At 61.0% G+C, this 14005-nt stretch carries 11 protein-coding genes and 1 pseudogene; 10 read left to right on the plus strand and 2 right to left on the minus strand.

The features are described 5' to 3' along the window. Positions 1 to 294 precede the first annotated feature (294 nt). Positions 295 to 669, minus strand: coding sequence for a calcium-binding protein (locus AC07FD_RS00190; protein ID WP_245331022.1), 375 nt, complete (start codon positions 667 to 669; stop codon positions 295 to 297). 481 nt (positions 670 to 1150) lie between these two features. On the opposite strand from AC07FD_RS00190, the pseudogene AC07FD_RS00195 reads away from it, so the two are divergent. Further along, positions 1151 to 2459 (plus strand): annotated as a pseudogene (locus AC07FD_RS00195) (IS5 family transposase); the annotation flags it as partial. A gap of 293 nt (positions 2460 to 2752) precedes the next feature. Here AC07FD_RS00195 and hemN read toward each other — a convergent pair. Further along, the gene (gene hemN / locus AC07FD_RS00200; RefSeq protein ID WP_095084250.1) at positions 2753 to 4102 is read right to left on the minus strand and encodes an oxygen-independent coproporphyrinogen III oxidase; all 1350 of its coding nucleotides are present in this window, start codon (positions 4100 to 4102) and stop codon (positions 2753 to 2755) included. A gap of 156 nt (positions 4103 to 4258) precedes the next feature. Here hemN and AC07FD_RS00205 point away from each other — a divergent pair, with 156 nt between their 5' ends. The 9 genes from AC07FD_RS00205 to ccoS all read left to right on the plus strand — a co-directional run bounded on the left by AC07FD_RS00205 (position 4259) and on the right by ccoS (position 13757). Further along, positions 4259 to 4987: a Crp/Fnr family transcriptional regulator gene (locus AC07FD_RS00205; protein WP_095082125.1), complete on the plus strand. Its 729-nt coding sequence runs from the start codon at positions 4259 to 4261 to the stop codon at positions 4985 to 4987. 685 nt (positions 4988 to 5672) lie between these two features. Continuing rightward, positions 5673 to 7283: a cytochrome-c oxidase, cbb3-type subunit I gene (gene ccoN / locus AC07FD_RS00210; RefSeq protein WP_095082122.1), complete on the plus strand. Its 1611-nt coding sequence runs from the start codon at positions 5673 to 5675 to the stop codon at positions 7281 to 7283. 10 nt (positions 7284 to 7293) lie between these two features. Continuing rightward, entirely contained in the window at positions 7294 to 8025 is a 732-nt protein-coding gene (gene ccoO, locus AC07FD_RS00215) for a cytochrome-c oxidase, cbb3-type subunit II (protein ID WP_095082120.1), read from the plus strand. An 11-nt stretch (positions 8026 to 8036) separates the two neighbouring features. Beyond that, positions 8037 to 8186, plus strand: coding sequence for a cbb3-type cytochrome c oxidase subunit 3 (locus AC07FD_RS00220; protein ID WP_095082116.1), 150 nt, complete (start codon positions 8037 to 8039; stop codon positions 8184 to 8186). Positions 8187 to 8188: 2 nt separating this feature from the next. Beyond that, positions 8189 to 9052, plus strand: a complete 864-nt coding sequence (ccoP, locus tag AC07FD_RS00225) for a cytochrome-c oxidase, cbb3-type subunit III (RefSeq protein WP_095082114.1) — start codon at positions 8189 to 8191, stop codon at positions 9050 to 9052. 205 nt (positions 9053 to 9257) lie between these two features. Continuing rightward, complete coding sequence (gene ccoG, locus AC07FD_RS00230) at positions 9258 to 10823, plus strand: cytochrome c oxidase accessory protein CcoG (protein WP_095082112.1); 1566 nt, start codon at positions 9258 to 9260, stop codon at positions 10821 to 10823. Beyond that, positions 10820 to 11317 carry a FixH family protein gene (locus tag AC07FD_RS00235; protein ID WP_095082110.1) on the plus strand — a complete coding sequence of 166 codons (498 nt, stop codon included), beginning with the start codon at positions 10820 to 10822 and terminating at the stop codon, positions 11315 to 11317. Before ccoG ends, AC07FD_RS00235 begins: the two co-directional genes overlap by 4 nt. Then, entirely contained in the window at positions 11314 to 13605 is a 2292-nt protein-coding gene (locus AC07FD_RS00240) for a cation-translocating P-type ATPase (RefSeq protein WP_478348200.1), read from the plus strand. The genes AC07FD_RS00235 and AC07FD_RS00240 overlap by 4 nt, the downstream gene beginning before the upstream one ends. Next, positions 13602 to 13757: a cbb3-type cytochrome oxidase assembly protein CcoS gene (ccoS, locus tag AC07FD_RS00245; RefSeq protein ID WP_095082106.1), complete on the plus strand. Its 156-nt coding sequence runs from the start codon at positions 13602 to 13604 to the stop codon at positions 13755 to 13757. Before AC07FD_RS00240 ends, ccoS begins: the two co-directional genes overlap by 4 nt. The last annotated feature ends 248 nt before the right edge of the window (positions 13758 to 14005 follow it).

Consider the following 14005-nt stretch of genomic DNA (forward strand, 5'->3'; position numbering starts at 1 on the left):
CATCGATTCCCGCATAATGTTCCATGGCTGTTCCTCTCATGATGTTTGGAGCCGATCACTCGGACTCCGTTTCAACACCATCATTCTGAGGGACAGCCACCCAACTTGGCTATGCTCGCGAAGGCCGGCCCATTACGGCATCTAGCATCATCAAAAACAAAACAACTCCCCACCACGACACGCGGTCACCGCCGCGCCCACGGTCATACCTTCGCCGATTGTACCGGTTATCTGCTAATTGGTGGACTCTGCCCCTATGGGGATGTTTCGACCTATTCGGTTTCGAGCGCATTCTTATCGCTCGCACCCAACGCCGTCATGATCTCGATCGAGACCATTTGGGTCGGATGGGCCTACCGCGACCGGGCCTTGCACAACCGGGTTGTTCCCCTTGCCGCCAGCGCAGTCCAGATCGACGCTGCTGTTTGGAACCTGGCCGAGCGCGGCCGCAGGCGGCGCCACGCCGTGATACCGCTGGACAACCGTCGTCATGCGCTGGCCATCGCCTTCGATCTTGGTGTTGTTGCTGTTCGGATTGAACGGATCGACCGTTTGCAGCAACTCGTTCTGATTGAGCGAGTCGCCCGCTGCCAGCGTCACCGTCTCGTAGTTGTTCAAATAGTCGGCAGCACAGCCCGAAATAACAGAGGCGGCAACCGCGATCGACACTAAACCCCAACGCATTAAGGCATCCCCCGACACCGGTCCTTGACTATGGGATATTGGGTGGTTGTTGTCGAATCGACAGGGAGAACGGAAATACGCCTTTTGGAGGAATGCCTTTAGGTCGGCTGGTTGGCCAGCAGTTTGAGAACTCGTATCCGCGTCGAGTTCTCAACTTCGACCAAGCGCGCCATCAAGGTGCCTCAGGCTTAACGTCAAGGATGGGCAGGCTGCAATAACGATGTTTGCCCGCTTTCTCGTGTATCCAAGCCTTTAGCGGCCTGTCCGCAATCGGCCCAACTAGGCGACTTGTCCGGAAAGCGCCGCATTGTCGAACTCGGAAGGCTTTGATTCAATTAGGATTCTGCTACAGCTTTGCGTTTGATTTTGCCGAAAATCGTGGCTTTGAGCTGCGATTTCCGGCAAATTGAAAGCGTACCCGTACGCGTGATTCGACGGTTGATGCGAAGCTGCGAGGGAGCGAGCGATGCGGCCGAAGGAACGACGCGAAAGCGGACAGACCGACCTGTTGCGATCCCGGCTCGACCAGATCCTCAACATGGATCATGCGCTGGTGAAACTGGCCCGGTCGATCGACTGGCGTTTCCTCGAAGAACGGCTCGGCGCGGTCTATGACGACGACCCCGGCCGGCCGCCGCTGCCAACCGGGTTGATGGCGGGCCTGGCCATCCTCAAGTCGATGCACAACCTATCCGACTAGGCGCTGTGCGAGCGCTGGCTTGAGAACCCCTATTACCAGCTGTTCTGCGGCGAGGAGTTCTTCCAGCACCGCCTGCCCCTTCGACCGCAGCTCGCTGACGTCTGCGCATGGGCGAGGAGCGGCTGATGGCCTTGCTCCAGGAGAGCCTTGCGGCAGCGACGCGGCTGGGGGGCGGCCAAACCGGCCGACGTCCGTGCGGTGATCGTTGACACCACAGTGCAGGAGAAGGCCATCACCTTTCCGACCGACGCCAAGCTGATGCATCGGGCCCGCGAGTGGCTGGTGAAGTTGGCCAAAAAAGCGGCATCGGCCTGCGCCAGTCCTATGCGCGGGTCGGCAAGTTCGCGCTGATCAAGCATCAGCGTTATGCCCATGCCAAGCAGTCCAAGCGCGCAAACCGGGCGCTTAAGCGGCTGCGCACCATGCTCGGCGCGGTGATCCGCGACATTACCCGCAAGCTCGCCGGGCAGCCCGAACTGCCCAGGTCTTCGCCCTGCCGCTGGCTTGCCCGGCGCGTCAGGGACCAGCGGCAGCGCGAGCGCGGCCGCAAGGTCTATTCCCTGCACGCTCCCGAGGTGGAATGCATCGGCAAGGGTAGGCCCACAAGCCTATGAGTTCGGCGTCGAGGTCTCGGTCGCCACCACGCTGCAGCGCAACCGCGGCGGCCAGTTCGTCGGCCCATGTCAAGGCGCTGCCCGGCAATCGCTATGACGGCCACACACTGGCCACCGTCATTCCCGCCATCGAAACCGCTATCGGTGCCAATCTCGGCAAGATCGTCGCCGATGCCGGCTATCGCGGCCACAACGCGCCGAAGGACAAGATGTTCAAGGTCCATGTCGCCGGCTACCAGGGGCGGCATCACCAAGGCCATCAAGCGGGCACTGCGACGCCGGGCCGCTGTCGAACCGGTCATCGGCCATCTCAAGCAGGACCACCGCATGGGCCGCAACTTCCTGGCCTTCACCGAAGCGACGCCAACAACGCCATGCTCGCCGGCGTCGGCTACAACTTCAGCCTCTTGCTCAACTGGCTGAGGCTTTTGTTTGCCTACCTCTTGGCGCTGCTGCAACCGCTGCGGCGTCACCGGTCCAGCCACGATCAGCCTGACCTCCGCAGCTCAACCGGAATAGCCTCTGAAACGGGGCTCGCCTACAACGCCGGTGCCGAATGGCTTTCTTCACGGGCGACTGAGGAGCTTCGAAAGGAAGACACGACCCGGCGATATCGTCGCCCTATGCCAAAGACCCTCGCATCTAGTCCGTTCTCAAAACCCTATCTTGATGCGACGGTCGCCGATGGAGGGTCACAAACGTAGGGCAATCGGTTCGCGATCGACTGAAAACGATGACCGTTCGTCTGCGGTGCTCAGACTGCCACCGAGTGCCTGGCTGTACTACTTTCGAAATATTTGTCGAACTTGGCCGCGATGCTTCGCACGAAAGGGCGACTTGCGGCCGGCACAACGAATTTGTCGCCATCAAGTTCAAGCAATCGAACCGGACCGTGGAGGGCCATGGAACTCGACTGCTGAAGGAGCCTCTGGCCGGCTTCGCCGAAGCGTTCTACCAGATCGATCGCCGAGAAGGCGAAGTCGCACATCAGCCGCTCGATGATCCAGCCACGGACGCGATCGTCGTCGGAAAGCGCGATGCCGCGGACGGCGGCCAGCCCGCCATCCGCGACCATGCGTCCGTACTCGGCGGGCGAGGCCATGTTCTGGACGTAGCCCTGACGAAAACGGCCGATGGACGAAGGACCGAGACCGATCAATGTCTCGCAGCGATCCTCTGTATAGCCTTGGAAGTTACGATGCAGGGCCCCTGTGCGGGCAGCCACCGCCAGCGCATCGCCCGGTTTGGCGAAATGGTCGAGCCCGATTGCTTCGTATCCCTTGTCCACAATCGCTCGTGCGGCAAGTTGCGATTGTGCGAACCGCTCCGTGGGACCGGGGAGCCATGCCTCTTCGATCATCGTTTGATGCTTCTTGAACCAGGGCACGTGAGCGTAGCCGAAAAGCGCCATCCTGTCCGGTTCCAGGGTCAGCGCCTGCGCTACGGTGGAACAGACGCTCCCCCTGGTCTGGTGCGGCAAGCCGTAGAGCAGATCGAGATTGACCGATTCGACGCCACGTGAACGAACTCCGTCGACGACTGCCTTGGTCTGCAAAAAGCTTTGCTCGCGGTTGATCACCTTTTGCACTTTCGAATCGAAATCCTGCACGCCCAGGCTCGCCCGCGTCATGCCAATTTCGGCGAGTGCATCCAGGTGTGCTTCATCCATGTCATTGGGTTCGATTTCGACGCTGATTTTCGCGTCCGGGAGAAAATCGAAGCTGTCCCGTAGGCGAACCCCCAATGCGACTAGATCTTCGGGCTTCACCATCGTCGGCGAACCGCCACCGAAATGGACCGCTCGGACACGACCCTTGCCGCTGACAAGACCGGCAACCGTGGTGATCTCCCCATGCAGCGATCGCAGATAAGCGGCCACCGGCTCGTAATGACGCGTCTGCTTGGTATGGCACGCACAGAACCAGCACAGCTTGTCGCAATAGGGGATATGAAGATAGAGCGATATCTCGTCACCGCTTCCGAGCGCCTGCGACCAGACGCGGTAAACGGCAGCATCGACGCCCGCATGGAAATGCGGCGCGGTCGGATAACTGGTATAGCGCGGGACGTTCTCGCCAAGTCTGGCAGCTAATTCCGGTCGCATATCGCGGTCCACCGTGTTTGCATCGCGGGACCCTAGATGCATCGCTGAGCCAAAGCATTGATTTCGGTCAACCCTCGGTATGGACAAACTGCCGCAGGATTTCTCTCGCACCGATTGTTATCCTGCCGGCATTTGGGATCAATAAAAGCGAGCGTAATGACGGTACAGCAGGACATTCACAGTTCCGGTATTCCCGTCCTTTGCCTGTCTTGCGAGGCACGGCATCGCGGTGCCTGCGGTGCGCTCGACCCAGACCATTTGGTCGGGCTCGCCAAGACCTCGTGGCGTCACAAAATCGAGCCCGGGGTCAAACTGATCGGCGACGCCGAGGCCGTCGACAGCTATTCGAACGTGCTTTCAGGTGTGGTCAAGCTGACGAAAAGCCTTTCGGACGGTCGGCAGCAGATCGTCGGCCTCCAGTTCGCACCGGATTTTCTGGGACGGCCCTTCAAGGTGGAAAGCCCGATCAACGCGGAAGCGGCTACAGTTGTCTCCTTGTGCTCGTTTCCGAAGGCGGCGGTCGAGCGGATTATGAAGGAAGCACCGGAACTCGAGCATCGCCTATTCAAGCAGACGTTGATCGAACTCGACGCAGCCCGCGAATGGATGGTGACTGTGGGGCGCAGGACGGCACCAGAAAAGGTGGCGAGCTTTCTGCTCACGATCGCCCGGAATATCGATCGGACTGTTGATCCGGCGGCCAGGTCGGCGCGCTTCGATCTGCCGCTGACGCGTGTCGACATTGCTGACTTCCTGGCACTGAGGTTCGAGACCGTGAGCCGACAGCTGACGCGATTGCGGGCTGACGGCATAATCCGGATCGAGAACAATCGCCATGTGACGGTGGACAACATGAGCCGGCTGGAACAGCGCTGCGGCGGCTGAGGCGCGCGACAACCGCTCTTTCAATAAGACCTAAGTGACGGAACCTACGTCCGATACTCCGAGCCGCGGCGGGACATGCCTCTTCTTCGATCGCGATCTCCCGCCGCAAGCCTTTGAAGGAGCCGCGTAGCATGAACCCGACAGCTTCCGCATTGTCTATTGGGTCCATGGCCGATCGCCAGGGTGTTTCGACCACTTCGTCGGCGAAGCATTGATCCTCGACATACTCGACGAGCAACCGGCTGGTGGAGGCAAGATCGACTCCGGCCGAGGTCAAGCACGCCTCATACGCCGGGAAAATGAACCGTCTCTTCGAACCTATAAACGTCACGGAGAAGTGAACGACCCGCGTTGCCTATGCCAAGACATTTGAGACGTTCGGAAAGGCATTGTTGACGCTTTCCAGCGCGCGTCGCAGAGCCTCAGTTTTCCCGATACGCCGCCTCTCATCACATCGTACGGAATCGCCTCCAAGCCGGGCCGGGCCGGGGACGTCGGACTCTCTCACGAACAGGCGGCTCGTGCTGCGTTTTCTCAGTCAATCGCCACCTTCTGATTGCACCGAGCTCAATGCTGCCCAGTAAATTCGTGCGGCTTTGACCTGGATCATGGCGGGCACGCGGCGGCTCGGCAAGTAATGCACCGCGGATTTGGCGTCCGCGGGAATTCGAGATCGGGACTTGCGATGAAATTCGGCACAGAGATCGCCCTTTTGAGCCTGTTTGCTTTTGCCGCCCTTGTGGCCGCCGGCTTCGGCGTGGATGAAACTTTTCGCCAGCACATGTGGGTTTTGTTCTTCACCGTGGCTGGCTTCACCGTGATCCTGATGCGCAACACGGAGTTCAAGCCCGCCGCTCCGATCGACCCCACGGCCTACATGGACGGTCCGGTCCGCTATGGCGCCATCGCCACCATGTTTTGGGGTGTTGTCGGCATGCTGGTCGGCGTGGTCATCGCGCTGCAGCTCGCCTACCCCGATCTCAACATCCAGCCCTGGTTCAATTTCGGCCGTTTGCGGCCGCTGCATACGTCGGGCGTGGTCTTCGCTTTCGGCGGCAACGCGCTGCTTTGCACGTCTCTATATGTCGTACAGCGCACCTGCCGCGCGCGGCTGTTCGGCGGCGATCTCGCCTGGTTCGTGTTCTGGGGTTACCAGCTCTTCATCGTCATGGCGGCGACCGGCTATCTGCTCGGCATCACCGAGAGCCGCGAATACGCCGAACCCGAATGGTATGTGGACATCTGGCTGACCATCGTCTGGGTCGCCTATCTCGTCCTGTTCCTCGGCACGATCCTGAAGCGCAAGGAACCGCATATCTACGTCGCCAACTGGTTTTACCTGTCCTTCATCGTGACCATCGCGATGCTGCATGTGGTCAACAACCTGTCGATGCCGGCCTCCTTCCTGGGCTCCAAGAGCTATTCCGCGTTTTCCGGTGTCCAGGACGCGCTGACGCAATGGTGGTACGGCCACAACGCCGTCGGCTTCTTCCTCACGGCCGGCTTTCTTGGCATGATGTATTACTTCGTGCCGAAGCAGGCGAACCGTCCGGTCTATTCGTACCGGCTGTCGGTTATCCATTTCTGGGCGATCATCTTTCTCTATATCTGGGCCGGCCCGCATCACCTGCACTACACCGCCTTGCCCGACTGGGCGCAGACGCTCGGCATGGCGTTTTCGATCATGCTGTGGATGCCGTCGTGGGGCGGCATGATCAACGGCGTGATGACGCTCTCCGGCGCCTGGGACAAGCTCCGCACCGATCCGATCATCCGCATGATGCTGATGGCCGTCGCCTTCTACGGCATGTCGACCTTCGAAGGCCCGATGATGTCGATCAAGACCGTCAACTCGCTATCACACTATACCGACTGGACGATCGGCCATGTCCATTCCGGAGCGCTCGGTTGGGTGGGCATGATCTCGTTCGGTGCGATCTATTACATGGTGCCGAAGCTGTGGAACCGCGATCGACTGTATTCGCTGCGGCTCGTTACCTGGCATTTCTGGCTGGCGACGCTCGGGATCGTGGTCTACGCGGCGGTGATGTGGGTGTCCGGCATCATGCAGGGCCTGATGTGGCGCGAATACGACGAGCAGGGCTTCCTGGTCTACTCTTTCGCCGAAACCGTCGCCGCCATGCATCCCTACTATGTCATGCGAGCCATCGGCGGTGCGATGTATCTGTCCGGTGCCCTGATCATGGCATGGAATGTCGCCATGACCATTCGCGGTTACCAGCGCAAAGAACAGCCATTGCCGGGTTCCGTGCCCGCCCTCCAGCCCGGCGAATAAGGAGCCAGAAATGGGCTTGATGGACAAACACGCAGTCATCGAGAAGAACGCCACGCTCCTTCTCGTCGGGTCCTTGCTGGTCGTGACGGTCGGCGGCATCGTTGAGATCGCACCGCTCTTCTATCTCGACAACACGATCGAGAAGGTCGAAGGCATGCGGCCTTACTCGCCGCTCGAGCTCGCCGGACGCAACATCTATGTGCGCGAGGGCTGCTACCTCTGTCACAGCCAGATGATCAGGCCGTTCCGCGACGAAGTCGAGCGCTACGGCCACTACAGCTTGGCGGCCGAGTCGATGTACGATCATCCGTTCCAGTGGGGATCGAAGCGAACCGGCCCGGACCTCGCGCGCGTTGGCGACCGCTACTCCAACGAATGGCACGTCCAGCATCTCAACGCGCCACGCTCGGTGGTACCGGAATCGATCATGCCGAGCTATGCCTTCCTGAAGGGCACACCGATCGAGGTGAAGGATTTCTCGACGCATCTGATCGCGAACAGGCGAGTCGGCGTCCCCTACACAGACGAGATGATCGCCCAGGCAAATGCCGATCTGATGGCACAGGCTGATCCCAATGCCGACACGTCCGGTCTGGAAGGCCGCTACCCCAAGGCCAAGCTTGGCGACTTCGACGGCAACCCCCAACAGGTCACCGAAATGGATGCCCTTGTCGCTTACCTGCAGATGCTCGGCACGCTTGTTGATTTCAAAAACTACGACGAAGCCGCCGGCTACCGCTGAGGAGAATGTCGATGGATTACAATTTGATGCGGGAGTTTGCCGACAGTTGGGGCCTGCTCGCCATGGCTCTGTTCTTCATTGGCTGCATTGCATTTGCGCTCCGACCCGGCAGCCGCGGGCTGGCCGATGAAGCCGCCCGGATTCCTCTCGAGGAGGATTGATGATGAGCAACGAGCAAGTCGACGAAATCTCAGGGATCGCGACGACCGGCCATGAGTGGGACGGGATCAAGGAACTTAACAACCCACTTCCGCGCTGGTGGGTGATCACCTTCTACGTCACCATCGCCTGGGCAGCCGCCTATACGATTGCCTACCCCGCCTGGCCGATGCTCAGCTCCGCCACCAAGGGCGTTCTGGGCTTTTCCAGCCGAAACGACGTCAAGAACGAACTTGCGGCTGCCGAAGCAGCCAAAGGCACTTACGTCGCAGCCATCGAGCAGAAAAGCGTATCCGAAATTGTTGCCGACGATGCACTGCGCGAATTCGCCGTCGCAGCCGGTGGCGCCGCCTTCAAGGTCAATTGTGTGCAGTGCCACGGCTCCGGCGGGCAAGGTTCCGCGGGCTTTCCCAACCTCAACGACGACGACTGGCTGTGGGGCGGCAAGGCGGAGCAGATTCAGCAAACGATTATGCATGGCATTCGCTTTGCGTCCGACCTGGATACACGCGTTTCGGAAATGCCCGCTTTTGGCGACATCATAACGCCCGAGCAGATCACTCAGGTCAGCGCCTATGTCGCCAGCCTATCGGGGGCTGTCAAAGACGCGAGCCTGGTCGAGCCCGGCGCCAAGGTCTTCGCCGAGAACTGCGTGGCCTGTCATGGCGACAAGGCACAAGGCAACAGGGAGCTCGGCGCGCCCAATCTGACCGATGCGATTTGGCTCTACAGATCCGGCGAGACCGCCATCGCCGCCCAGGTCCGCGAGCCGAAGCATGGCATCATGCCGGCATGGGCCGGGCGCCTCGGCCAGACCGCAGTCAAGGAACTCACAGTCTATGTCCATTCGCTTGGCGGCGGAGAATAGGATCGGAAGCCTATTCTCGGCCCTCCCCGCCAAGCGACGAGGCCCGGCGCGCCGGGCCTCGACACATTCGGGCGTGCGGCGATTGTTCTGATTAATGGGGCGCTCCGTGTCGATGCGGCAAAACATGCTTAGCTCAGCATCTTGGACGTTACCCAAAGCAGACGAGTGCGGTTGCACGCCAATACCGTCGGCGGCGCGCGAGGAGATGCCCGTGCTAAAGAAAACGCAGGTAGCGCCCCACGCAGCCGAGGCGGTCAATTCCGCCAAGACGCGGCAGCCGCTCTATGCCGCGCGCAAGAAGATCTTCCCGAAACGCGCCTCCGGCAACTTTCGCCGCTTCAAGTGGCTGGTGATGGCGATTACGCTGGGCATCTACTACCTGACACCCTGGCTTCGATGGGACCGCGGGTCATACGCCCCGGATCAGGCCGTGCTGCTCGATCTCGCCCATCGGCGATTCTACTTCTTCTTCGTCGAGATATGGCCGCAGGAATTCTATTATGTCGCCGGCCTTCTGATGATGGCCGGAATCGGTCTCTTCCTGATCACATCGACGGTTGGCCGGGCCTGGTGCGGCTATACCTGCCCGCAGACCGTTTGGGTCGACCTGTTCCTGGTGGTGGAGCGAGCGATCGAAGGCGATCGCAACGCCCGCATGAAGCTCGATGCAGGGCCATGGACAATGCGCAAGCTGGTGTTGCGGGTCTCCAAGCACGCTATCTGGCTGGTCATCGCGGTTGCAACGGGTGGCGCCTGGATTTTCTATTTCGCCGATGCCCCGACGCTGGCTTTGGACGTCGTAGAAGGCACCGCCGCTCCTGTGGCCTATGTGACCATCGCCGTACTAATGGCGACCACCTACACGTTCGGCGGACTGATGCGCGAGCAGGTCTGCACCTATATGTGCCCGTGGCCGCGCATTCAGGCGGCGATGCTGGATGAGAATTCGCTAACCGTCACCTACAATGACTGGCGCGGCGAACCGCGCTCGCGTCATGCCAAGAAGGCTATTGCCGCCGGGCAGCCGGTCGGCGATTGCGTCGACTGCAATGCCTGCGTCGCCGTTTGCCCGATGGGCGTCGACATTCGCGACGGCCAGCAGCTCGAATGCATAACCTGTGCGCTTTGCATCGACGCCTGCGACGGCATCATGGACAAGCTTGGCAGGGAACGCGGGCTGATCTCCTATGCGAGGCTTTCGGACTACAATGCCAACATGGCGCTTGCGACTGCCGGCGGCACCGTCCCGGTGAACCCGGCACTCGTCCGGACTGTCACAGGCGCATTTTCCGACGGCCTGGCACACTTCCAACTTCGCAACATCTTCCGTCTGCGCACCTTCATCTACCTCGGCGCATGGTCGGCGGTCGGACTGGCGCTGCTCATTTCGCTGCTCACACGCGAGAGGCTCGAGTTGAATGTCTTGCATGATCGCAACCCGCAATTCGTCTCGCTCTCCGACGGCTCTATCCGCAACGGCTACACCGTCAAGCTGCTGAACATGATCCCCGAACCGAGGGCGATCGTCGTCACCTTGCAAGGCTTGCCGGGCGCCGAGATGAGCGCGGTCGGCATCGAGCTTCCTCCGGCACGGTCATTCGAGACGCTTGTCGAGCCCGATCGGTTGAAGGTGCTCAAGGTCTTCGTGCGCCAGCCGGCGGGCCAGGTCGAGGGCACCGCGCGGAGCTTCAAATTCCGGATAGAGGACAAGGCAGGCCTCGAGTCCGCCGAATACACCGCCACGTTCAATGCACCGGAGACTGCCAGATGAGTGCCCAATCGCAGAAATCCCGCGAGTTCACCGGCAGGCACATGCTGCTCACCATCCTCGGCTTCTTCGGCGTGGTCATCGGCGTCAACCTCACCATGGCAACGCTCGCCAGCACGAGCTGGACAGGCCTGGTCGTGGAAAACACCTATGTGGCCAGCCAGCAGTTCAACGAGAAGGCCAAGGAAGGGCGCGCGCAAGCGGCGTTGGGCTGGACCGGCAAGCTGACGATCGCATCGGGCAATGTGCGCTACTCGTTGAGCGACGCTGCCGGCAAGTCTGTTCTAATGAATGGCGTCAAGGTTCTGTTTCGCCATCCTGCCTACGAGGCCGAGGACAAGGCCATCACCCTGGCGTCAGGCCGGGACCAGGAATTCAGCACACGACACACGCCAAAGGACGGCGTCTGGATCGTTCAAATCGATGCCGATGCCGGCCTCGCCGAACCCTATCGCGACGTTCGCCGCATTATCATTTCCAAAGGGGCGATTCAATGAACTGCTGCGCACCGGATGCCGAAATGGCATTGGACCTGGACGGTGTGACATCCGTCCTGCCCTCGAGCCAGGAAATAAAATTGGCAAGCCGCTCCCTCGGCGGAGAGCTCCGCCAGATCGACCTGTCGGTGCCAATGGTACATTGCGGCGCCTGCATACAGTCGATCGAGACGGCGATCGGCAAGCTCGACAATGTCGATGCTGCTCGCGTCAACCTGTCGACGAAACGGGTTTCGATCCGCTGGCATGGAGAAGAGGTCCCGCCATTCGTAGCCACCCTTGGCCGGCTTGGCTACCAGGCGCATTTGTTCGATCCAGAGGTCGAAGGGAAGGACAAGACGCTCTCTGAACTGATCCGCGCCGTCGCGGTCGCTGGATTTGCCGCGGGCAACATCATGCTGCTTTCAGTGTCGGTCTGGTCCGGCGCCGAAGGTGCCACGCGCGACCTGTTCCATTGGGTCTCGGCGCTGATTGCCATCCCTGCTTTGGCTTTTGCCGGCGGCATCTACTTCCGCTCGGCCTGGAACGCGCTTCGCCATGGCCGGATGAACATGGACGTGCCGATCGCCGTCGGTGTGTCGCTCGCCTATGCCATGAGCCTCTACGAGACGATCAACCATGGCGACCATGCCTATTTCGACGCTTCTGTCTCACTGCTGTTCTTCCTCCTGATCGGCCGCACCCTGGACCACGTGATGCGCGAGCGGGCCCGGACCGCCGTCAAAGGCCTGTCGCGGCTGGCCGCGCGCGGGGCTATGGTGCTGGGCGACGACGGCACGCGCGACTACCTGCCGGTCGGCGAGATCGAACCCGGCATGAAAATGCTGATCGCGGCCGGCGAAAGGATTCCGGTTGATGGCACCATCATCTACGGGACATCGGATCTCGACTGCTCGCTGGTCTCCGGCGAGAGCACGCCAAACACAGTGGCACCGGGCGGTGTGGTTCAGGCGGGAACCCTTAATCTTACTGGTCCACTTACGATCGAGGCGACCGCTGCTGCGAAGGATTCCTTCCTGGCGGAGATGGTTCGGCTGATGGAAGCCGCCGAGGGTGGCCGCGCACGGTACCGCCGCATCGCCGATCGCGTCTCGGCGCTGTACGCGCCGGTCGTCCATCTGACGGCCCTTGTGACCTTCATCGGCTGGATGCTGGCCACTGGCGACTGGCACCGGGCGATCACGATTGCCATCGCCGTTCTCATCATCACTTGCCCATGCGCTCTCGGGCTCGCAGTGCCGATCGTGGAGGTCGTTGCGGCGCGGCGTCTGTTCGAGAACGGCGTGATGGTCAAGGATGGTTCGGCCATGGAGCGCCTGGCGACGATCGACGCAGCGGTATTCGACAAGACGGGGACACTCACGCTCGGCCAGCCGCGGCTCGTCAATGCATCGTCCATCGATCCAACGATGCTGGCGATCGCAGCCGACATGGCCGCGCATTCCCGCCATCCGTTTTCAAGGGCGATGGCCGGCTTTGCGGGGTTTTCCGGCCAGCCCAAGCTCGAATCCGTCAGCGAATATCCGGGCTTCGGGATCGAAGCCAGCGCCGCCGGAAACACTTGGCGTCTTGGCCGGCGCGGATGGGCTGGATGGAAAGCCCGAACCGGCGGCGAAGGCAAATTAGGCGGGTTCGGTGCGACAGTCCTCTCGAAGAATGGGATCATCACCGCATCCTTTGCTTTCGAGGATGCGCTGCGCCCCGATGCCAGCGCAGCCGTTAAGCAACTGAAAGATACCGGCCTGTCGGTGGAAATGCTGTCGGGCGATACGGCAAGGGCCTGCGGCGAGGTGGCCGAAACATTGGGTGTCGATCGTTTCGTTCCCGCGATGCTTCCCTCCGGCAAGGTCGAACGGATCGAGACGCTGGCGAAAGGCGGACATAAGGTTCTGATGGTCGGCGACGGGCTTAACGATACGCCTGCGCTGGGCGCGGCGCATGTCTCGATTGCTCCGGCGACCGCCGCCGACATTGGCCGCAACGCGGCGGATTTTGTCTTCTTGCGCGATAGCCTTCTGGCAGTACCCCTCGCGCTGGATATTTCCAGGAAGGCAGGTCAGCTGATCCGCCAGAACATCGCCATAGCGATCGTCTACAACACCGTCGCGGTGCCGATCGCCATTCTGGGACATGTCACGCCGCTGATCGCGGCGGTCGCGATGTCCGCCTCGTCGCTCCTGGTCATCGGAAATGCGTTGCGCTTGCAAGGATTTGCGTCGAACGCTCCGGCCAGAATTGCTCCGCACAACAGACGCTCCCGCATCGGCGAATGGGCACGAATGTCATGACGACGCTCGTCTACCTCATACCCGTGGCTCTGTTCCTCGGAGCGCTTGGGCTCTCTGGCTTTCTTTGGGCTCTGAGGAGTGGCCAATACGAGGATCTTGATGGAGCTGCCGAGCGGATTCTCATCGAACGGGACGACAAGCCGGAACGCTGATTGATGGCAACAGCTATCGGCATCATCGCCCGCTCGGATGTCGTGACGCATCGCGCTTGATCATCTTGGGCCGCCAGTCCAACAGTGAGGCCGCCAGACCAGCCTCTCGCGCGCTCGCCAACACGTCCGCACCCGGCTACTTCAAACCGTGCCGTAGCTTCTGCCGACCAGCGTCGCCGCGGACGCTGCGGGCTTGCCGCCGGACGGTTCGGAACCGTCGCGGGCCACCTTATACCAAGAGTCATGGG

This window comes from Mesorhizobium waitakense, assembly GCF_056431085.1.

Excerpts from the sequence above, each read along its gene's own strand:
- AC07FD_RS00220 (WP_095082116.1), top strand. The coding sequence starts at position 8,037 with ATGGATTACAATTTGATGCGGGAGTTTGCCGACAGTTGGGGCCTGCTC.
- ccoG (WP_095082112.1), top strand. The coding sequence starts at position 9,258 with ATGCCCGTGCTAAAGAAAACGCAGGTAGCGCCCCACGCAGCCGAGGCG.
- ccoP (WP_095082114.1), top strand. The coding sequence starts at position 8,189 with ATGAGCAACGAGCAAGTCGACGAAATCTCAGGGATCGCGACGACCGGC.
- AC07FD_RS00205 (WP_095082125.1), top strand. The coding sequence starts at position 4,259 with ATGACGGTACAGCAGGACATTCACAGTTCCGGTATTCCCGTCCTTTGC.
- AC07FD_RS00235 (WP_095082110.1), top strand. The coding sequence starts at position 10,820 with ATGAGTGCCCAATCGCAGAAATCCCGCGAGTTCACCGGCAGGCACATG.
- ccoO (WP_095082120.1), top strand. The coding sequence starts at position 7,294 with ATGGGCTTGATGGACAAACACGCAGTCATCGAGAAGAACGCCACGCTC.
- AC07FD_RS00240 (WP_478348200.1), top strand. The coding sequence starts at position 11,314 with ATGAACTGCTGCGCACCGGATGCCGAAATGGCATTGGACCTGGACGGT.
- hemN (WP_095084250.1), bottom strand. The coding sequence starts at position 4,102 with ATGCGACCGGAATTAGCTGCCAGACTTGGCGAGAACGTCCCGCGCTAT.
- ccoS (WP_095082106.1), top strand. The coding sequence starts at position 13,602 with ATGACGACGCTCGTCTACCTCATACCCGTGGCTCTGTTCCTCGGAGCG.
- ccoN (WP_095082122.1), top strand. The coding sequence starts at position 5,673 with ATGAAATTCGGCACAGAGATCGCCCTTTTGAGCCTGTTTGCTTTTGCC.